Source organism: Microbacterium paraoxydans (assembly GCF_019056515.1).
Lineage (GTDB): Bacteria > Actinomycetota > Actinomycetes > Actinomycetales > Microbacteriaceae > Microbacterium.
The window spans coordinates 2,754,029-2,773,651 of record NZ_CP064873.1 but is presented as its reverse complement, the minus strand read 5'-3'; the positions used below and the strand labels follow the sequence as shown (position 1 = coordinate 2,773,651).

The window sequence follows — 19,623 nt, the reverse complement described above, 5'->3', positions numbered from 1 at the left end:
GTCACACCTTCAGGTCGGCGGCGGTGAGGGGGCGGGCGGCCAGGGGATCGGCGGATCCCGGTGGCAGCAGGAGCAGGAGAGAGCGGGGATCGAGCGGGTCGACCGGCGCGAGGGCGCGGAGGAGGGTCTCGTCGTCGAGCCCGGCGGTGCGGAGGGCACGGACCTCGTCGGGGTTCAGGTCGACGGGGGTCGGGCCGTTGCCCATGTCGGTGCCGTAGCGGACGGTGCCGCCGGCGGCATGGAAGCGGGCGACGTTGTCGATCGCGATGGCCCTCGCGGCGGGGTCGTGGATGGCGAGGGTGCTGATCCAGGAGGCCCGGACGGCCTGCTCCGCGATCTCCTCGTCATCCAGACGCTCGGTGAACGGGGCGTGCGCGAGCTGCGTCGCTCCGAGGCGGACGACGCGCTGCGCCTCGCCGGTGCCCTCCGCATGGGCGACGACGGGGAGGCCGTGCGCCACGGCGAGCTCGACGATCGCGCGGAAGAGGGCGTCGGAGAAGACCGGGCCGGCGGTGCTGTTGCTCGCGACCTTGATGAAGGACGCGCCCGACGCCGCCATCTCCGCCACGGCGGCCGCCGCCCCGGCGGGGTCCGCGATCTCCCGCACCGATCCGGCCGGAGCCCATGCCCGATCCGAGGGGTAGCCACCCGGCGAAGTGAGGAAGGCGCCGGCGTACCGGACGGTTCGCAACTCAGGAGAATCCGGCCCCACCGTGCGCGAAACCGCGCCGGCGCCGCCTCCGTCGGCCAGTTCTCCTGCATTGTGGACGGCGATAGACGCGACGGTCGACGGGTCGCCGCCGAGGTCGACCACCCGCCCGAGGCACGACGAGGCGAGGAGCGTGTGGTCGACGAGTTGCAGATGCACGTGGTGGTCGGTGAAGCCGCCGACGATGCGTCCGACCAGGGCTGGGGTGCCGGGGGAGGGCGCCTCGTCGCGGAGCTGGGGGCGCCCGTCCGCTCCGAGCCCGACGACGCCGTCGCGCCAGCGCTCGCCGTCGAAGAACGTCGCCGCGAGCATCAGGAGCCGATCTCGGTGCGGACGGTGTAGAGCTCCGGGAAGAACGTGAGGTCGAGGGCGCGCTGCAGGAAGCCGACGCCGCTCGATCCACCCGTGCCGACCTTCATCCCGATGGTCCGGGACACGGTCTTGAGGTGGCGGAAGCGCCAGAACTGGAAGTTGTCCTCGAGGTCGACGAGGTCCTCGCAGGCCTCGTAGAGGTCCCAGTGGGTGCGCGGGTCCTGGTAGATCGCGCGGATGGCGGGTACGAGGGCCGGGGTCTCGCGGTACGGCTCCCGCACGTCCCGGTCGAGGATCTCGCGCGGGACGGGGAGGCCGCGGCGCGAGGCGTAGCGGAGGAACTCGTCGTACAGCGTGGGCTTCTCCCACTCGGCGGTGAGGAGCGCAAGGTTCGCGGGGTGGTCGCGGAAGACGCTCAGCATCTTCTCGTTCTTGTTGCCCAGCGCGAACTCCACGGCGCGGTACTGCACCGACTGGAAGCCGGACGAGTTGCCGAGCGCGCCACGGAACTGGGCGTACTCCGTCGGGGTCAGTGTCGCGAGCACCGACCACTGCTGCGTCATCACGTCCTGGATGCGCTTGACCCTGGCGATGCGCTTGAGGGCGTCGCGCAGGTCGTCGGCCGCAAGCAGCTCCCGCGCCGAGCTGAGCTCATGCAGCAGTTGCTTCAGCCAGAGCTCCGTCGTCTGGTGCTGGATGATGAACAGCATCTCGTCGTGATGCTGCGGGTCGCTCACCGGGTGCTGTGCCGTGAGGAGCTGGTCGAGCGCGAGGTACGAGCCGTAGGTCATGCGACCGGAGAGGTCCGTGACGATCCCGGACTCGAGTGCGCGTTCGTTCTCGGTGTGCATCCCGTGAACATATCATTTCCGTGCCGGTCGTCACAGAGACGTTATGTCCGATTCCCGACGCATCGGCACGATTCGGCGACGGTGGCACGGGTATCCGGAGGATTCGGTCGTGCACCCGGGCCGGAGTCGTGCATCCGTGTCGGAGCCGAGGTCGGACGAAAGAGGCCGGGTCAGCGGGTGTGCGCGTCGAGGAAGGCGATGGTGTCCGCAAGCGCCTTCCGGGCCTCGGGGAGATCGAGGTGGAACTGGTATTCGTGCGGGAGCTCCGGCTCGTGCGGCGCGGGCCAGAACACCGGCGTCACGTCGACCCCGAGCTCCTGGAGCCGCTTCGACATCGGGATCGACTGGAGCCAGGTGAGCCCGTCGCCGTTGCCGCCGGAGATGTAGGTCGCGGGGAAGTCGGCCGTGACCCAATCGACGGTCGACATCGTGGCGCCTGTCGAGTCCTCCGCCCAGGTCTTCGTGCCGGAGTACGCCCACATCGCCGACTTGAAGCCCCATCCGGCGACCCCGTCGAGTTCTGCCAGTGCGGCGAGGTCGTAGACGCCGCAGTTCAACACGGTGGCGACGAGCTGATCGGCGCGGATCGACGGGCGGATGCCGAGGATCTCCGCGTAGTCCGGATTCGTGATGAGTGTCGCCATCTGGCTGGCGAGCTGGGCCCCGGCGGAGTCTCCTGCGAGCACGATGCGGCGCGGATCGACGCCCAGTTCCGCCGCGTGCGCGTCGATGTAGGCGAGGGCCTCGTCGAGCTGGTGGACGGCGAGCGGATATACGCCCTCGGGTCCGCGGGTGTAGTTCACGCCGATGGTCGTGTAGCCCTCCGCGGCGAGGATGCGGAGGTACGGATCGACGTCCTCCTTCGAGCCCGAGATCCAGGCGCCTCCGTGGATCCACACCACGGTCGGCAGTGCGCCGTCGGTGGAGGCGGGGCGGAAGACGTCCATCGTCGTGTCCGCGCCGGCGTCACCGTAGGCGACATCCTTCCGCTCGTCGAGGGCGGTGTCGGGGACATGCTTCGTCATCTCGGCGGCGGTCTCGTCGCCGCCCTTCGTGAACACGGAGCGGATGACCATCGCCGAGGGCCACGGGGTGAGCGCGCCGACGATCGCGACGACGGCGGCGACCGCGGCGAGGGTGCCCACGGCGATCTTCGTGCGACGCCAGGGCGTCCGACCGGTCTTCGCGGCCACGGTTCCGGCGGTGCTGCGGGAGTCTTCCACGGCCTCAGTGTGCCAGCATCCGCCGTCATGGACCGGGAATGACGAGCGTCCTCACCCGGCGAGGCTCGCGAGGAGACGCCGGAGGCCGTACTCGAAGGCGCGGTCGACGTCACCGCCGAGTCGGAACGCCCCGGACAGCTCCATCTGCAGGAATCCGGTGGCCCAGGCGGTGAAGAGACGCGCGGCGTCGAGAGCGTCCGTCTCGCCGACCGCGGTGGCGCAGGCGCGGATGACGGGGGCGGCGGAGCGTTCCAGGGCCTCGCGGGAGACCGCGGCGTTGAACATGAGGCGGAAACCCTCCGGGTGCGCATGAGCGAAGGTGCGATAGGTCCGGGCGAGCGTGGAGAGGTCGTCGCCGGCCGCCTCGAGCTGGGTCGCGAGGGCATCGACGGATGCCGTGGCGACCGCGACTCGCAACGCCTCACGATCGCGCACGCGCTTGTAGAGGGAGGGGGCCCGCACGCCGACACGCTCCGCGACCGCCTGCATCGTGAGCCCCGCAGGACCGTCGGCCTCGATGATCTCCTGGCCGGCCGCGACGATGGCATCGATCGACGTGCGTTCGGGGGTGGGCATGGATCCTCCTCGATGGCTATTGACAGTAGCCATGATAGCTACGTAACGTAGCCATCGCAATCGCCCGAGAGGATCATCATGAAGCTCGCCCCTCACCTCCACCGCCTCGGCAACGACATCGTCGCCTCGTACCTCATCGACCTGCCCGAGGGCATCACCCTCGTCGACGCCGGGTTGCCCGGGCACTGGCATGACCTTCAGCGGGAGCTCGCCGTGATCGGCCGCCCGCTGTCCGACATCCGCGGACTCGTGCTGACCCACGGCGACAGCGACCACATCGGATTCGCGGAACGACTGCGTCGCGAGTCCGGCGTTCCGGTGTACATCCACGGCGCCGATGCACACCGCGTGCGTACCGGGGAGAAGCCGAAGACCCCGATGGGTCCTTCCCGGATCGGTCCCATGCTCGGGTTCCTCGCCTACGGCCTCCGCAAGAGTGCGCTCCGCACGCGCTACGTCACCGAGGTTTCCGAGGTCGCGGACGGTGACGTGCTCGACCTCCCCGGGGCCCCGATCGTCGTGGGTCTTCCGGGGCACTCGCCGGGGAGCATCGCGGTGCACGTCCCGGCGGTCGGCGCGGTGTTCGTCGGTGACACCCTGACCACGCGGCATGTGCTCACGGGGGAGGAGGGCGCGCAACCCGCCCCGTTCACCGACGAGCCCGCGGAAGCCCTGGCCTCGCTCGACCGCCTCGCGGCGCTCGACGCCGAGTGGGTCCTTCCCGGCCATGGTGCTCCGTGGCGCGGAACTCCCGCCGACATCGCCGCCGCGGTCCGCGCCCACGCCTGACGCTCGCCCCTGTCGGGTTCGATAAAGCTCCTCACCGCCTCTGCCGAGGTGCACTTTCCGTCCCGCCCGAACGCCGCACCACGGTGCCGGATCGATAACGCACCGCCGTCGCGCGGCGGAGGTGCATTTCGCGTCCCGCGACGGGGACTCCGTGCGGGATCGAAAACGTGCCCGGTGGGCCCGCGCGAGGGGCGGAATCCGTCCCGCTGGCAGGGCTCGCCGGCGTGCGGGATCGAAAACGGGCGCGAAACGGTGTGCGGAGGTGCGATTTCCGTCCGGCACGGGCGCGGGATGCGGGCCCGGGGGAGGGGGTCAGGGGGAGAGGAGGGTGGCGGTGTCGGTCACGGTGATCTGCGGGGGATACAGGGACATGACCTGCACGGCGGCGGAGTGGTTCTCGGCCGTGGAGCCGGCGCAGGCATCCGCCACGAGCGTCACGCGTGCCCCGGCGTCCGCGGCGGCGAGAGCGGTGGACACGACGCAGCAGTCCGTGGACACGCCCGCCAGCACGATCCGACCACCGCGACCCACGACCGCCTCCAGCTCCGGGCCCCACTTGCCGAACGTCGGGAGGTCGACGGTGGGATGAGGCGACAGGCATTCCGCCTCGGGGACCAGCGCGTACAACGGGTCGTCAGTGGGGCGGTCGGCGAACGGCCACGCGGCGAAGTACTCGCCCCAGGAGGTCGAGCGGTCGGCCGTCGGCAGCCACCGGGTCACGAGCACGCGCTCGCCGAAGGCGTCCGCGAGGCGCCGGATGTTCGTCATCGCGGCGGCGAAGAACGGCGAGCCCCAGGCCGAGTCGGGCGACGCGAAGATCACCTGCGGATCGACTACCACGAGCCAGCTCTCGTCTGCGGAACCGGCCGCCTCCTCGGCCCCGCGGTCTGCCGCCCCCTGGGTCCCCGAGCCTGCCGCCCCCTGGGTCCCTGAGCCTGTCGAAGGGCTCACGACTCCTGCCGCCGGATCTTCCCGGCCCGCGCGAACCAGGTCACGAGGAACGAGAGCACGAGCGCCACGAACACCCCGAGGTTCGCGTACGCCCAGTCCCCGTCCGTCCCGCCGACGAGGAACAGGAGGTATCCCTGCCAGTTGTTCCACGGCGCCGAGTCCGCGAAGCCGTTGAGGACGAGGCCCCACCCGATCACGCTCGCGACGACCATGGTGCCGATCGAGGTCCAGTCCCAGGCGCCGTAGCGGCCGCGGCTGTCGAACAGGGCCGCCTCGTCGTAGTCCTTCCGGCGACGCAGGATGTCGGCGATGAGGATGCCGGCCCAGGAGGCCAGCGGCACGCCGAGGGTGATGAGGAAGCTCTGGAACGGGCCGAGGAAGTCGGTCGCGAAGAAGACCACGAAGATGGTGCCCGCGGTGAGGATCGCGCCGTCGATCGCCGCCGCCGACGGCCGCGGGATGCGGATGCCGAGGCTGAGCAGGGTCAGGCCCGAGGAGTAGATGCCGAGCACTGCGCCGGAGACGAGCGCGAGCACGGCCGTGAACAGGAACGGCACGAGCACCCACACGGGCAGGATGCTCGCCAGCGCGCCGATCGGATCGGCGGCGATCGCGACCATGAGCTCCTCGTCCGATCCCGCGAGCAGCAGACCGAAGACGACGAGGATGACCGGTGCCACCGATCCGCCGATGGTGTTCCAGGCGACGATCGCCCCGTCGGACGCGGTGCGCTTCTGATAGCGCGACCAGTCCGCGGCGATGTTGATCCACCCCAGCCCGAATCCGGTCATCACCATCACGAGCGCGCCGACGACCTGGCCGATGCCCCCGTCAGGACGGGCCAGCACCGCAGCGAGGTCGATGGTCGGCGCCGCGAGGATGATGTAGACGATCGTCACGACGCCGGTGATCCACGTCAGCACCGACTGCAGCCGCATGATCGTGTGGTACCCGAGCACGGAGGCGGCGACGATCAGCGCGGCGACGATCACGGTCGCGAGGATCTTCAGCCACAGACTGTCGCCGTCGCCGCCGAGCTGCGTGATGACGGTCGCCGTCGCGAGCACGGCCATGATCGCGAGGAACGTCTCCCACCCGATCGACGTGAGCCAGGACACGATCCCTGGCACCTTCTGCCCCTGCACGCCGAACGCGGCCCGGGAGAGCACCATCGTCGGCGCCGACCCGCGCTTGCCCGCGATCGCGATGAGTCCGCACAGCAGGAACGACACGACGATGCCGATGACCGAGACGACCGTCGCCTGCCAGAAGGAGATGCCGAAGCCGAGCACGAACGAGCCGTACGACATCCCGAACACCGACACGTTCGCCGCGAACCACGGCCAGAACAGGTCGCGGGGCTGGGCGGTCCGCTCGGACTCGGGGATGATCTCGATGCCTGCACGCTCGATGAGAGCCGGCCTGATGTCGGTCATCCTCACATCCTGGCACTCCGGGGGCACACTCCGCGCGGCCCGATTCAGCCGGCGAAGAAGGCCCCGGCCACGCGGGTCAGGTCGTGCAGGTCCGAGACGCCGGCGAGCTCGCGGGCGGAGTGCATCGAGAGGATCGGGATGCCCACGTCGACCGTCCGGATGCCGAGCCGGGTCGCGGTGATCGGGCCGATCGTCGAGCCGCACGGCACGCTGTTGTTCGAGACGAACTCCTGCGTCACCACCTCGGCCCGATCGCACCAGTTCCGCCACGAGGCGGCGCCGACCGCATCGGTCGCATAGCGCTGGTTGGCGTTGAGCTTGAGGATGGGTCCGGAGCCGAGCACGGGCTGCACGACGGGGTCGTGCCGGCCGATGTAGTTCGGGTGCACGGAGTGCCCCACGTCGCTGGACAGGCACCACGACGACGCGTACGCCTGGCGGCGGGCGGAGCCGTCGGCGCCGAGCCCCGCGTACAGCCGTTCCAGAACGTCTTCGAGGAAGGGGCCTGCGGCGCCGGAGCGCGACTCGGAACCGAGCTCTTCGTGATCGAACGCGGCGAGGATCGCGATCGGCGCGCCCGCCACGGGGGCGTGTGCCGCGAGGGCCACGACGCCCGCGTGCACCGAGGCGAGGTCGTCGAGCCGGCCGGAGGCGAAGAACGCGTCGTCCTTGCCGAACACGGCACCCCGCGCGGCGTCGGCGACCACGACGTCGTAGCCGCGGATCTCTGCGGCGTCCACGCCGGCGGAGTCGGCGAGCTCGGCCAGCAGATCGGCCTCGGTCGGATCGCCCAGACCCCACACCGGCTGCGTCTCGGTCTGCTTGTCGAGCGCGAGGCCGTTGTTGACCCCGCGATCGAGGTGGATGGCGAGCTGGGGGAGGCGCAGCAGGGCTCCGGTGTCGGCGAGGACGACCCGGCCGTCGGCGAGGGCGAGCCGGCCGGCGAGGCGCAGCTCCCGGTCGAGCCAGGAGTTCAGCAGCGGACCGCCGTACACCTCGACGGCGGCCTGCAGCCAGCCGCGGGCTCCGGTGGTGGGCTGCGGCTTGAGCTTGAAGCCGGGGGAGTCGGTGTGCGCTCCGAACACGTGCACGGGCGTCGTGGAAGACGCATCCTCCGGCACCACCCACGCGATCGTCGCGCCGTCGCGGACCACGAGGTACCGGCCTCCGGGCTGCGCAGGCCAGGCGTCCGCCTCCTGCAGCCGTGTGAACCCGGTCTCCTCCAGACGGCGGGCGGTCTCGGCGGCGGCGTGATAGCTCGACGGGGAGGCGGCGACGAAGTCGGCGAGGTCTTCGGCGTGGGCGAGGGCGTCCGGGGTGACGGGCATGGCATGACCTTCCTGCGCAGGGTGTCCTTCGAGCGTAGTCGCGCCTGGTCACCGCGCCCCTCCCGGTCGGAGATAGGGTGGTGGCGATAGCGCCTAGGGTTCCGGGGTCTGCACCCGTCTGGTCCGAGCGGCGCCACGGTCCTCCTCCGCAGGAGGGCCGTCATCTGACAGGACAAAAGCCCGGAGGACCCGATTCGTCGCGCCCGCGGCGGAGGGAAGGGTCTGCCGTGTCCGCTGTCGCTCTCGTCCTCGTCCTCGCCGCCGCGATCGCCCACGCGTCCTGGAACGTCATCGCGCACGGCATCAGCCGCGCCGGCTCGCCGTTCCTGTGGTGGGGTGCGGTCGCCAGCACCGCCGTCTGGATCGGGGCCGTGCCGTTCACGGGCGGACTCGGTGCGGTCGACCTCGGCTCGTTCGCGCTCGGGGTCTCGGTCTCCGCGGTCCTGCACGTCGCCTACATGGCCGTGCTGCAGCGCGGCTACCGGGAGGGCAGCCTGTCGACCGTCTATGCGACCGCACGCGGCACCGGCCCCTTCCTCTCCGTGATCGTCGCCGTGCTCCTGCTCGGCGAACGCCCCTCGGCCCTGGCGCTCGTCGGCGTCGCCGCGGTGATCGCCGGTGTGGTCGCGATCGGGTTCGTCGACCGCCGTCCGGCGGGCAGCGGGCGCCGCATCGACCCCGGCCTCCTGTTCGGTGCTCTCACCGGCGTGGCCATCGCGGTCTACACGATCTGGGACGCCCACGCGGTGCGGGAGTGGGAGCTGTCACCCGTGGCGTTCATGGTCGGGACGACGCTGCTGCAGGTGCCGTTCTATTCCGTGGCGGTGCGCGGACGATGGGGTGCGGTCGTGGCGCTGGGGCGCACGCAGTGGCGGCGCATCCTGGCCTTCGGCATCCTGTCGCCGCTGTCCTACATCCTCGTGCTGACGGCCATCCAGATCGCTCCGGTGGCTCTCGTGGCACCGCTGCGGGAGGTCAGCGTCGTGCTCGTGAGCCTGTTCGGCGCCTTCGTCCTGCGCGAGTCCCGGCCCGGCTGGCGGATCGGCGCCTCGCTGGTCGTCCTCACCGGGATCGTGCTGCTCGCGCTCTGAGGCCGCGGCTCACCGGAAGGTGACGAGGCCGGCGTGGGCGGCCGTGACGAGGATCTGCACGCGGTCGCGCAGGTGCCACTTCGACATCATGCGACCGAGGTGGGCCTTCACGGTTCCCTCCGAGACGATGAGCGCCTTCGCGATCTCGGCATTGGACATGCCCTTCGCGAGGCACTGCAGCACCTCCTCCTCGCGCTCGGTGAGCGGTTCGAGGGTCTCCGCCGCCGCGGTGGGGGTGGAGTCGCGCACATGGCGGATGAGCATCGACGCGATGCGGGGCGACAGCGAGCTCGCTCCCGCGAACACCTCGCGCACGCCCGTGACGATCTCCTCCGCGCTGGAGTCCTTGAGCAGGTAGCCGGAGGCGCCTGCGCTCAGCATGGGCAGCACGGTGTCGCTCCCGTCGAGCGTGGTGACGGCGAGGATGCGCACGTCAGGCCACCGTTCGGCGATCGCCGCAGTCGCCTCGATGCCGTTCATCTCCGGCATCTGGACGTCCATCATCACGACGTCGGGCTTCTCGCGCTCGACCGTCGTAAGGGCCTCCACACCGTCCTCCGCCTGCGCCACGACCGTGATCTCGGGCGCGCGCGACACGAAGTGCGACAGCGCGGAGCGGACCAGAGGATCGTCATCGACGATCACCACGCGGATTTCCTGCATGGAGGAAGCCTAACGGCGTGAAGCGGGCGCTCTGAGGATGTAGACCTTTGGCTATCGAGGTCTGGACGAACGCCAGATGTGCGCTCCGCGCGCCGCCGAGAAGATGAATACAGACATCGACAAACGGCACTAGAACGGAGGTGAATGTAATGACTTTCTGGCAGCAGGTTGGCAAGCTTTTCGGTTTCACTCGCTAGGATAGCTGGCGAATAGGAGACAGTGCACCATGGCCTTAGACCAGTCAAAACGGGCGGTGCCTGACATTTTCCGACTCGCACGCGGCGAACGCCTCACACGCGTGGAGAGCATCGTCATCCTCGCGATCATCGGCGTGATGGTCGCGATCGACGTCTTCACTCTTTTCACGGATCCCACCGTGAATCCCCTCGCCTCCGCGGTGAGCATCGCCTCCACTCTGGCTACCGCTCTGTTTCTCTGGTCGCCTCTGATCGCCACGTGTGCGATCGGTGTCGTCCTGGTGGCCTCCTTCTTCACGGGGACCGAATCGCAGGTCCTCATCACCGCCGCCCTGGCGTCTGCGCTGGTCATGCGCCTGGGTTGGACCCCTCTTGTTCTCTCGTACACCGGAGTCTTCCTCGTCGCTGCGTCGGTCATGGCGTACGGAGACTCCGATGTCCCCGTCAATGTCGGCATCTACCTGATTGCGGCCACGGTCGCCGGGGCCATCGGCCTCGGACTCCGGCTGGCCTTCGACCGGGGACGTCGCCTCGAGCACGAGCTGGAGGCTGCGGCGGAGCAGGAACGGGAAGCCGTCCTCGCCGAGCGACGATGGATCGCCGGCGAGTTGCACGACAGCATCGCGCACCACCTCACGGTGGTGTCGCTGCACGTGCAGATGCTCGAAGACCCCGACGCCAGCGATGGCTCCCGGGAGGCGATCCGTGTCGCCGCCCGGAAGGCCATGACCGACCTCCGTTTCGTGATCGACCTCGCCGACGACGGCCCCCGTGCCGCGGGTATGCCGACGGGCGACCTCGTCGCGGCGGTCGAGGAGGCGCAGACCGAGTTCGAAGCGGCCGGGCACGAGGTCATCCTCGATGGCGACCCCGGCGACGAGCGCATCCCCCGGGCCGTGGAGATCGTGCTCGCGCGCATCGTGCGCGAGTCGGCGACGAACGTCCTGAAGTACGCGGGCCCCGGCACCGTCGAGATCCGTCTCGCCGTGGACGACGACAAGGCCCACCTGTCGCTGCGGAGTCCGCTGCCCACGACGCCGCGTCGCGAGCTCTCCTCCAGCCGGACCGGACTCGGACGGATGGCCGAACGCGTGATGGGCGCCAGCGGCGAGTTCAGCGCCGGGGAGGTGGACGGGCATTGGCTCGTCTCCGCCGTGTTGCCGGTGGTGTGAGCCCCGCGTAGTCTGAGACGACGCCCGTGATTCCGGGTCTGAGACCGTAGACGAAAGTCTACGAGTGTCTCGACATTCGGCACTTCAGCGGCCTCGCGGCGCCGACATATCCTGAAGGCTCCCCAGATAAAGCGTCCCCAGCGCTGCGATCGCGGGCGCGATCTTTCTGGCTTCTTAAACTCCCGCGCCCGCGGTCGCGAATCTGTTCCGGGGCTCAGCCGCCCACCGCTCTCATGTAGTGTCCGTCCGTCGAGATCCCGGATGCCGCCACCGTGAAGCGCACCACCTCGCTGAGGTAGCGGTCTTCCGATGCTTCGAAGATGCGCCCCTCGGCGTCCCGCGACGTCCGCGTGAGGCGGAGGATCGGGGTTCCGCGCGGCACACGCAGGAGCGCGGCGTCCTGGTCGTCGGCGGCCACGGCATCGATCACGTGCTGCAGGGTGACGATGGGATGGCCGACCGAGGCGAGGTACTCGGTGATCGACACCTCGTCGAGGTCCACCTCGAACAGGCGTCGCCCGACGTCCTCGGTGTACGCGAGGCGCTCCAGCATCGTCGGTCGACCGTCGAGAAGCCGCAGCCGGACCACGCTCACGATCGTGTCGTCGCGTCCCACGCCCAGGGCCGAGGCGAGGTCTCCCGCGCGACGCAGGCTGAGCTCCTGCGTCTGCGCGCCCGGCGAGACGCCGAGGTCCCGCGCCCAGCGGGTGAAGGGAACCGAGACGTCCACCGCCTGATTCGCCTTCCGTGCCACCACGCGCGCGGGGCGGCCGCGGCCCGTCTCGATCAGCCCTTCGGCGCGGAGGGCAGCCAGGGCGTTGCGGATCGGACCGCGAGACGTGCGCCAGCGGTCCGCGAGCTCCGCTTCGGTCGGCACGTCGTCCCCGGGGCGGAGCGTCCCGTCGGCGATCCGCGCGCGGAGCTCGTCGGCGATCTGGGTGTACACAGCTTCTGCCACATAGGTACATTACTTCGTTCGACGCCGTCGCACAGTCGGCGTTGCGCGCCTGTTCACCCAAGCGAATGCCGGGTGAACGCCGCCTGAACTCTTCCGAGATAGGTATACATCTCGGCCGCGGGGCTGGGAGAGTCGTCCCTGGATCACTCCTCCCACCCTGAAAGGTCCTCATGAAGCTCCGCGCTCTCCCTGCCCTCGCCGGCGCTGCGATCCTCGCGCTCGGCCTCGCCGGCTGTTCCGGATCGGCCGACGCCACCGACGCCTCCGCCGACGCTCAGTCGGCCAGCGGATTCGCCGTCGACGAGAACACCCTCGTCTTCGGCGTCGTCCCCGACTCGGTGGACACCGAGACGAACTACCAGCCGCTCATGGACTACATCGCCGAGGTCACCGGCAAGGCCGTCGAGTACCACGAGTCCACCGACTACGCCGCGCTCATCGAGGCCGCCGTCGCCGGCAAGGTCGACGTCGCCTCGTTCTCGGGGTTCACCTACGTCACCGCGACGAACAACGGCGCGAAGCTCACCCCGATCTCCTCCATCGTCACCGAGGAAGGCCAGGAGCCCGGCTACTACTCGCAGGCGATCGTGCCGGCGGACAGCGACATCTCCAGCCTCGAGGACTTCGCGGGCAAGAAGGTGTGCTTCGTGGACCCCTCGTCCACTTCCGGCTACCTCTTCCCGTCGTACAACCTCATCGAGGCGGGCGTCGACCCGAAGACCGACATCACCCCCGTGTTCGCGGGCAAGCACGATGTCAGCGTGCAGAAGGTCGGCGAGGGCGTCGAGTGCGAGGCCGGCTTCGCCGAGGACTCCGAGGTCGAGAAGTCGGACACGGTGAAGGTCATCGCCGAGACCATGGTCCCGGGTGCTCCGCTCGTCTACTCGTCGTCGCTGCCGGACGACGTGGCGACACAGCTCGTCGACGCCCTCGGCGAGGTCACCATCGACGACATCATCGCGGCGGGCATCGACAGCGCGGACTCGGACGCGTTCCGCAGCGTGTTCTTCGCCACCAAGCCGGTGGACGACGCGTACTACGACCTCATCCGCGACATCTGCGCCGAGACCGAAGCCGAGCAGTGCCAGGGCTGACGCCCCGCGCCTGACGACAGGAGAAGCCATGACCGCGGCATCCGACACCCTCATCCGCCTCGCCGGCGTCACGAAGACCTTCGGCAGCACCACCGCCCTCAAGGACGTCACGCTCGAGGTGGCCCAGGGAGAGATCGTCGTGCTGCTCGGGCTCTCCGGTTCCGGCAAGTCCACGCTGCTGCGGCATCTCGACGGCCTGGAGCTGCCCAGCTCCGGGTCCGTCGAGGTGCTCGGCGCGTCCGTTCCCTCGATGAAGGGGCGGGCGCTGCGACAGCTTCGCAGCAGCGTGGGCTTCATCTTCCAGCAGTTCGAGCTCGTGCCTTCGCTGACCGTGCTGGAGAACGTGCTGACAGGGTCGCTCTCGCGGATGCGCGGCCCGCGGCTCGGGCTGTGGAGCTATCCCCGCGCCGCGAAGCTCACCGCGCTGGAGCACCTCGACCGCGTCGGCCTCCTCGACCGCGCCTACCAGCGCAGCGACACCCTGTCCGGCGGCCAGCAGCAGCGCGTGGCCATCGCCAGGGCCCTCATGCAGAAGCCGGCGATCCTCCTGGCCGACGAGCCCGTCGCCTCCCTCGACCCGGAGTCGAGCGAGCAGGTGATGGCCCTCATCCGCGAGATCGCCGCCGACGAAGGCCTCACCGTCGTGTGCAGCCTGCACCAGGTCGACCTCGCGATCAGCTGGGCCGACCGGATCGTCGGGCTCCGGCACGGCGAGGTCGTCCTGGACACCCCGACGGACGGACTCACCAAGGCCGAGGTGATGGAGATCTACGGCCGCGTCGCGACGACCACGGCGGAGATCCGCGCCGTGCAGGTGGAACTCGTCGACGCCGTGACCACGGTGGGGGCGTCATGACGACGGTGGGGGCCTCGACACGGGGCGCTTCGACAGGCTCAGCGACCCAGGGCGGCGGCTCAGCGACCCAGGCCGCTTCGACAGGCTCAGCGACCCAGGGCAGCGGCTCAGCGACCCAGGGTGCTTCGACGGGCTCAGCGAACCAGGGCGGAGGGAGCGTCGCGGAGCGGGCGCCGAAGCGGCCGCTCTCGGCGGAGCGCATCGCGGCGGGGCTCACCCTCGTCGTCCTCGTCGTGCTCGGCATCGTCGCGGTGCGGGACGTGGGCATCTCGATCCCCGCGATGGTGCAGAGCTGGGGCAACGCCGAGAACTTCCTCGCCCGGGTCGGCGGACTCTCCTTCCCCGCGCCGGCCGACCTCGCCTGGCTGATCGCCCTGACCGTCGGCCTCGTGCTCGTCGGCACGCTGCTGGCGGCCGTGCTCTCCGTGCCGATCGCCTACCTCGCCGCTGCGAACACCACCCCGGGCGCCGGCTGGCGCGCGGCGGCCCGCTTCCTCGGCGTCCTCACCCGTGCCCTGCCGGACGTCGTGCTGGCCATGGCCTTCGTGCTGATGTTCTCGCTCGGCACGCTGCCCGGCATCCTCGCGATCGGCATCCACTCGATCGGCATGATCTCCAAGATGTTCGCGGATGCCATCGAGCAGATCGACGAGGGGCCGCGTCTCGCGATCCGCGCCGCCGGCGGCTCGAAGCTCCAGGAGTTCACGGCGGGCATCCTCCCGCAGGTGCTGCCGAGCTGGGTGGCGACGGTGCTGCACCGCAACGACATCAACCTGCGCGGGAGCGTCGTGCTCGGCTACGTGGGCGTCGCCGGCCTCGGTCTTGAGATGTCCTACGCGTTCAAGGCGCTGAACTACGGCAAGGGTCTCGGGATCGCGCTCGTGATCTTCGTGCTGTGCATCGTGATGGAGATCATCTCGAGCACGGTGCGGGGCGCGATGCTCGGTGAGCAGAAGCAGACCCGTTCCTGGATGGACCGGATCGTGCACCCGCGCCTGCGTCGGCGGTCGCAGGCGCCCGCCGAGGGCCGCCCGGCGTGGGCGGCGAGCCCGGAGACCGCGGTGCGTCGTCCGTGGACCGCGCAACGCGTGCGCCACACCGCGGCCGGTGCCGTCGCGCTCCTCGTCGTGATCGGCAGCGTCGTCGTGAGCCAGATCACCTGGTCGGACCTGTTCACCTTCTGGGCGAAGCTGCCCGACGTCGCCGCCCGGTTCTGGCCGCCGTCGTTCGGCAGCTACGACACGGTCGCGATGCTGGAGGCCATGCGGGAGACCGTCGCCATCGCGCTCGCCGCCACCGTCCTCACGCTCCTGCCCTCGCTGCTGCTCGGTTCGTTCGCCGCGCGCAACGTCGCCCCGCACGCGGCAGGGCGCGGCATCGCCCGTCTGCTGCTCGTCGGCATCCGCGGCATCCCCGAGCTGATCCTCGCCATCGTCCTCGTCGTCATCACGGGTCTCGGCGCGCAGGCCGGCGTCATCGCGCTCGCGATCGGCGGCATCGGTCTGCTCGGCAAGCTCATCGCCGACTCCTTCGAGGAGGTCGACCGCGGGCCCGAGCGCGCGCTGCGGGCGGTGGGCGCCACACGGATGCAGACGTACACGTCGGCCACGCTGACCCAGGGCACCCGAGCCCTCATCGGGCACAGCTTCTACATGCTCGACACCAACATCCGCGCGGCCACGATCCTCGGCATCGTCGGCGGCGGCGGGGTCGGCTACTACCTGCTGAACGCCAGCCAGGGATCGCGCTACGAGACCGTCACCGCGATCGTGCTGATGATCCTCGTCACCGTGCTCGCCGTCGAGGGGCTCGGGATGTGGATGAGGAAGGTGTTCCGATGACCGGGGCGAAGCAGAATCCGGACCTCGTCGTGGTGGGGGCCGGGATCGTCGGTCTCGGCGCCGCCTTCGCCGCCGTGCGCCGCGGGCTCCGGGTCGTCGTCGTCGAGCGCAGCGCCGCCCCGACCGGCGCCACGATCCGCAACTTCGGCCACCTCTGCATCGGCGCGCAGGGCGGAGAGGCACGGCGATACGCGGATGCGTCCCGTGAGCTCTGGCTGCAGCTCGCCCGCGACGCGGGGTTCTGGCTCCGCGAGTCGGGAACGCTCGTGGCCGCCCGCCACGAGGACGAGCTCGCCGTGCTCTCCGCGGCGGCGCGGGACGGCGGCATCCGGATGCTGGAGGCCGCCGAGCTCCTGCGCCGTGCGCCGCTGCGCCGGGACGGGCTCGTCGGCGGTGCCCTCATCGAGGCCGATCTGCAGACGGATCCGCGCACGGCGGCGACCGCGATCGTGCGCCACCTGACGGCACAGGGCGTCGATTTCCGTTTCCGCACCGCGGTGACGGCCCTCGGCCCCGGCCGGGTGGAGACCACGCGCGGGGCGATCGACACCGGGGCGGTGGTCGTGGCCGTCAACCACGACATCGACCAGCTCCTGCCCGAGGTCGCGGAACGGCACGGGGTCGTGCGGTGTGCGCTGGACATGATGCGGGCGGCCGTCTCCTTCCCGCGACCGTTGACCGCGCCCCTACTGACCGGCTGGTCCCTCATCCGATACGGGAGGTTCGCCGAAGGACTGCAGGCCCGGGTCCTCCGTGAGCGCCTGCACGCCGAGCGCCCCGACCTCGCGGCCCTCGATCTCAATCAGATGTACACGCAGCTGCCGGACGGCACGCTCATCCTCGGAGACTCCCACGCCACCGACGCCGCCCCGTCGCCGTTCCAGCCGGAGGCCGCGTTCACCGCGTTCCTCGACGAGGCCGAGGCCCTGTTCGACGGGGCGGCGCCGCGGGTCATCGAGCGGTGGCAGGGCGTGTACGCGAAAGCCCCCGGCGAGTTCCTCGTCGACCGCGGAGACGACGGCGCCCTCGTGCTCGCCGCGACCACCGGCATCGGCATGACCTGCGGCCTCGGGCTCGCCGACCTGAACCTCACCGCCGCCCTCGGCGGCACCCCTGCTCTGGAAGGAACACCATGACCACTCCGATCGAACTCGTCGTCCTCGACATGGCCGGCACCACCGTCCTGGACGACGGCGTGGTGGAGCAGGCGTTCCAGCGCGCCGCCGAGCGCACCGGCGTCGCCGCGCGGCTGCCGTGGGAGGATGCCCTCGACTACGTCCGGGAGACGATGGGGCAGTCCAAGTTCGATGTCTTCCTCCATCTCGCCGGCGGCGATGCGAGCGCGGCGCGGAAGGCCACGGCGGCGTTCGAGACCGCATACGCCGAGATCGTCGCCGAGAGCGGCGTCGCGGAGATCCCTGGAGCGGCGGACGCGATCCAGGGGCTGAAGGACGCGGGGCTGACCGTCGTCCTCACCACCGGATTCGCTCCGGTCACGCGACAGGCGCTCATCGACGGGCTCGGGTGGGGAGGACTCGTCGACCTCGCCCTGTCTCCGGTCGATGCCGGCCGCGGACGCCCCGCGCCCGACCTCGTCCTCACCGCCCTTCTGCGGACGGGCGCGTCAGCGGTGCAGGCTGTGGCCGTCGCCGGCGACACCGTGAGCGACGTCGAGTCCGGCCGTCGTGCGGGGGCGGGCTTCGTCGCGGGGGTCCTCACCGGGGCGCACGATCGCGCGGCGCTGAGCGGAGCGGGGGCTGATGCCGTGCTGTCCGACGTCACGGCGCTGCGGACAGCGCTGGCGCAGCGCGAGCTCCTTCCTGCCGTCGCCTCCGTCTGAGGTCGTGTCATGGGAACGGTGCTGATCCGCCCACCCGGCCACCGGAGGGACGTCGCGCTGCGCCCCGCAGCCACCGCGATGGTCTGGATCGGCGAAGGCCACCCGCACGAGACCATCGCCGTCCCCGGGGTCGCGCTCGGTGATCGGGACGTGCTCGTCGCCGTGGAGATGTCGACGATCTGCGGATCGGACGTGCACACCGTGCAGGGCCGCCGGTCCGCGCCCGCGCCCCTCGTCCTCGGGCACGAGAGCGTCGGTCGGGTCATCGCGCTGGGCGACGACGGTGCGGAGGCGGTGGACGGGACCCCGCTGCGGATCGGCGACCGCGTGGTGTGGTCTGTCACGGTGTCGTGCGGCACCTGCGATCGCTGCCGGCGCGGCCTCACGCAGAAGTGCCGGGACCTCGGCAAGTACGGCCATGACCGCGTCGGGGCGCACGGCGACCTGACCGGAGCCTTCGCCAGTCATGTGCAGCTGCGGGCCGGCACCGCGATCGCGCGCGTACCGGAGGCGCTGCCGGCCGCGGTGCTGGCTCCGGCCGGCTGCGCGACGGCGACGGCATGGGCGGCCGTGGCGCGAGCGGCGCGCGACATCGATCTCGACGGTGCCGCGGTGCGCATCCACGGTGCAGGACTGGTGGGGATCAGCGCCGCGGCGATCGCGGCCGAGCACGGGGCCGTGGTCGAGGTGCGCGATCCAGACGACGATCGCCGTGGCTTCGCCGCCCGCTTCGGAGCCACCGCGCTCGACCGTGACCCGGACGTGGTCATCGAAGCCTCCGGGCACGCCGTCGGGGAGGCGCTCGCCGGCGTCGCCGTCGGCGGCACGGTCGTCCTGGTCGGGAGCGTGTTCCCGGCGGCGCCCGTCCCGCTGGAGGCGGAGGATCTCGTCCGCCGTCTCGTCACGGTGACCGGCGTGCACAATTACAGCGCTGACGACCTCGCAGCAGCGGTGTCGTTCCTCGCGGGGCGCGGGCGCGCCTATCCGTTCGCCGAGGCCGTGGGCGCCGTGCGACCGCTGCTCGACATCGACGCCGCTCTCACGGAGGCTGCGGTGCCGGGCGCCCCGCTGCGGGTGGGTCTGGTGCCGGGCCGCTGAGCCCTCAGTCGGAACCGGTGCGCCGAGGCCCTGCGGGATGGAGTCCCTCGGCGTGGAAAGCGAGCAGGCGCACCGCGGCGTCGACGCTCGCCGACAGGATCTCGTCCGGGTCGCCGGTCAGGGCCAGCCTCCGGTGCCCGGCGTCGTCGTTGGTGGCCCAGCCGAGGTACACCGTGCCGGCGGGATGACCGCCCTCCGGACCGGGCCCGCCCACCCCGGTCGTCGAGACGCAGATGTCGGCGTCGAAGAGCTCCCGTGCGCCCCGGGCGAGCTGCTCGGCGCAGGCGGCGGACGTCGGGTCGGTCCCCGGGGTCAGCCCCAGCACCCTCTCCTTGACCTCCGTGAAGTACGCGACGATGCCGCCGGCGAACCACCCCGACGCCCCTTCGCCCGCACCGATCGTGTTCGCGAGGCGTCCGGAGGTGAGCGACTCCGCCACGCTCACGCGCAGACCTCGGCTGCGGGCGAGCTCGCCGAGGTGCTCGAGGTCGGGGGTCTCGTTCGGTGCGGTCATCGGGGCGCTCCTCTCGTCGGTTCCCCCTACGCTACGGACCCCGTGGCGCCCTGTCGCAGGGGATTGACAACGACGCCCGCGTCAAGCCCCTGGAGGGCCGTCGCCCGGCCCGCCATCGTCGAGG

The 19,623-nt window shown here is 70.8% G+C and carries 19 protein-coding genes; 9 read left to right on the top strand and 10 right to left on the bottom strand.

What is annotated here, in order from left to right; all coding sequences use genetic code 11:
• Position 1: 1 nt before the first annotated feature.
• The 4 genes from IZR02_RS13645 to IZR02_RS13630 all read right to left on the bottom strand — a co-directional run bounded on the left by IZR02_RS13645 (position 2) and on the right by IZR02_RS13630 (position 3,671).
• Positions 2–1,021 (bottom strand): amidohydrolase family protein, encoded by a 1,020-nt coding sequence (locus IZR02_RS13645; RefSeq protein ID WP_062765491.1) that lies wholly within the window; start codon positions 1,019–1,021, stop codon positions 2–4.
• Entirely contained in the window at positions 1,021–1,872 is an 852-nt protein-coding gene (locus tag IZR02_RS13640; RefSeq protein WP_025102508.1) for a tryptophan 2,3-dioxygenase, read from the bottom strand. Before IZR02_RS13640 ends, IZR02_RS13645 begins: the two co-directional genes overlap by 1 nt.
• 170 nt (positions 1,873–2,042) lie before the next feature.
• A complete protein-coding gene (locus IZR02_RS13635) occupies positions 2,043–3,095 on the bottom strand; it encodes an alpha/beta hydrolase (RefSeq protein WP_062765487.1) in 1,053 nt (350 codons plus the stop codon).
• Positions 3,096–3,146: 51 nt separating this feature from the next.
• Positions 3,147–3,671: a TetR/AcrR family transcriptional regulator gene (locus tag IZR02_RS13630; protein WP_062765483.1), complete on the bottom strand. Its 525-nt coding sequence runs from the start codon at positions 3,669–3,671 to the stop codon at positions 3,147–3,149.
• A 78-nt stretch (positions 3,672–3,749) separates the two neighbouring features.
• Here IZR02_RS13630 and IZR02_RS13625 point away from each other — a divergent pair, with 78 nt between their 5' ends.
• Positions 3,750–4,460: an MBL fold metallo-hydrolase gene (locus tag IZR02_RS13625; RefSeq protein ID WP_062765477.1), complete on the top strand. Its 711-nt coding sequence runs from the start codon at positions 3,750–3,752 to the stop codon at positions 4,458–4,460.
• A 312-nt stretch (positions 4,461–4,772) separates the two neighbouring features.
• Here IZR02_RS13625 and IZR02_RS13620 read toward each other — a convergent pair whose 3' ends face one another.
• The 3 genes from IZR02_RS13620 to IZR02_RS13610 form a co-directional block, all read right to left on the bottom strand.
• Positions 4,773–5,300, bottom strand: a complete 528-nt coding sequence (locus IZR02_RS13620) for a cysteine hydrolase family protein (RefSeq protein WP_062765471.1) — start codon at positions 5,298–5,300, stop codon at positions 4,773–4,775.
• Between the two features lie 107 nt (positions 5,301–5,407).
• The gene (locus tag IZR02_RS13615; RefSeq protein ID WP_062765468.1) at positions 5,408–6,847 is read right to left on the bottom strand and encodes a purine-cytosine permease family protein; all 1,440 of its coding nucleotides are present in this window, start codon (positions 6,845–6,847) and stop codon (positions 5,408–5,410) included.
• A 44-nt stretch (positions 6,848–6,891) separates the two neighbouring features.
• On the bottom strand, positions 6,892–8,175 hold the full coding sequence (locus IZR02_RS13610; protein WP_062765465.1) for a M18 family aminopeptidase: 1,284 nt from the start codon (positions 8,173–8,175) through the stop codon (positions 6,892–6,894).
• Between the two features lie 227 nt (positions 8,176–8,402).
• On the opposite strand from IZR02_RS13610, the gene IZR02_RS13605 reads away from it, so the two are divergent.
• Positions 8,403–9,266: an EamA family transporter gene (locus tag IZR02_RS13605; RefSeq protein ID WP_062765461.1), complete on the top strand. Its 864-nt coding sequence runs from the start codon at positions 8,403–8,405 to the stop codon at positions 9,264–9,266.
• 9 nt (positions 9,267–9,275) lie between these two features.
• Here the strand turns inward: IZR02_RS13605 and IZR02_RS13600 are convergent, their stop codons facing one another.
• On the bottom strand, positions 9,276–9,929 hold the full coding sequence (locus IZR02_RS13600) for a response regulator (protein ID WP_231729504.1): 654 nt from the start codon (positions 9,927–9,929) through the stop codon (positions 9,276–9,278).
• Between the two features lie 298 nt (positions 9,930–10,227).
• Here IZR02_RS13600 and IZR02_RS13595 point away from each other — a divergent pair, with 298 nt between their 5' ends.
• A complete protein-coding gene (locus IZR02_RS13595; protein WP_231729502.1) occupies positions 10,228–11,298 on the top strand; it encodes a sensor histidine kinase in 1,071 nt (356 codons plus the stop codon).
• Positions 11,299–11,512: 214 nt separating this feature from the next.
• Here IZR02_RS13595 and IZR02_RS13590 read toward each other — a convergent pair whose 3' ends face one another.
• Positions 11,513–12,256, bottom strand: coding sequence for a GntR family transcriptional regulator (locus IZR02_RS13590; RefSeq protein WP_231729501.1), 744 nt, complete (start codon positions 12,254–12,256; stop codon positions 11,513–11,515).
• Between the two features lie 170 nt (positions 12,257–12,426).
• Between IZR02_RS13590 and IZR02_RS13585 the strand changes: the two genes are divergently transcribed.
• From IZR02_RS13585 to IZR02_RS13560, 6 genes are read left to right on the top strand one after another with little or no spacing between them, the layout of a single operon-like run.
• Positions 12,427–13,350, top strand: a complete 924-nt coding sequence (locus IZR02_RS13585; protein WP_062765451.1) for a phosphate/phosphite/phosphonate ABC transporter substrate-binding protein — start codon at positions 12,427–12,429, stop codon at positions 13,348–13,350.
• Between the two features lie 28 nt (positions 13,351–13,378).
• Positions 13,379–14,206 carry a phosphonate ABC transporter ATP-binding protein gene (phnC, locus tag IZR02_RS13580; protein ID WP_062765447.1) on the top strand — a complete coding sequence of 276 codons (828 nt, stop codon included), beginning with the start codon at positions 13,379–13,381 and terminating at the stop codon, positions 14,204–14,206.
• Positions 14,203–16,047 (top strand): PhnE/PtxC family ABC transporter permease, encoded by a 1,845-nt coding sequence (locus IZR02_RS13575; RefSeq protein WP_082758417.1) that lies wholly within the window; start codon positions 14,203–14,205, stop codon positions 16,045–16,047. The genes phnC and IZR02_RS13575 overlap by 4 nt, the downstream gene beginning before the upstream one ends.
• Positions 16,044–17,183 (top strand): TIGR03364 family FAD-dependent oxidoreductase, encoded by a 1,140-nt coding sequence (locus tag IZR02_RS13570; RefSeq protein ID WP_062765444.1) that lies wholly within the window; start codon positions 16,044–16,046, stop codon positions 17,181–17,183. The genes IZR02_RS13575 and IZR02_RS13570 overlap by 4 nt, the downstream gene beginning before the upstream one ends.
• Complete coding sequence (locus IZR02_RS13565; RefSeq protein ID WP_062765441.1) at positions 17,180–17,887, top strand: HAD family hydrolase; 708 nt, start codon at positions 17,180–17,182, stop codon at positions 17,885–17,887. The genes IZR02_RS13570 and IZR02_RS13565 overlap by 4 nt, the downstream gene beginning before the upstream one ends.
• Positions 17,888–17,896: 9 nt before the next feature.
• Entirely contained in the window at positions 17,897–18,985 is a 1,089-nt protein-coding gene (locus IZR02_RS13560; protein WP_062765436.1) for an alcohol dehydrogenase catalytic domain-containing protein, read from the top strand.
• A 4-nt stretch (positions 18,986–18,989) separates the two neighbouring features.
• On the opposite strand, the gene IZR02_RS13555 is transcribed toward IZR02_RS13560, so the two are convergent.
• Complete coding sequence (locus IZR02_RS13555) at positions 18,990–19,499, bottom strand: CinA family protein (protein ID WP_062765433.1); 510 nt, start codon at positions 19,497–19,499, stop codon at positions 18,990–18,992.
• Between the last annotated feature and the right edge of the window lie 124 nt (positions 19,500–19,623).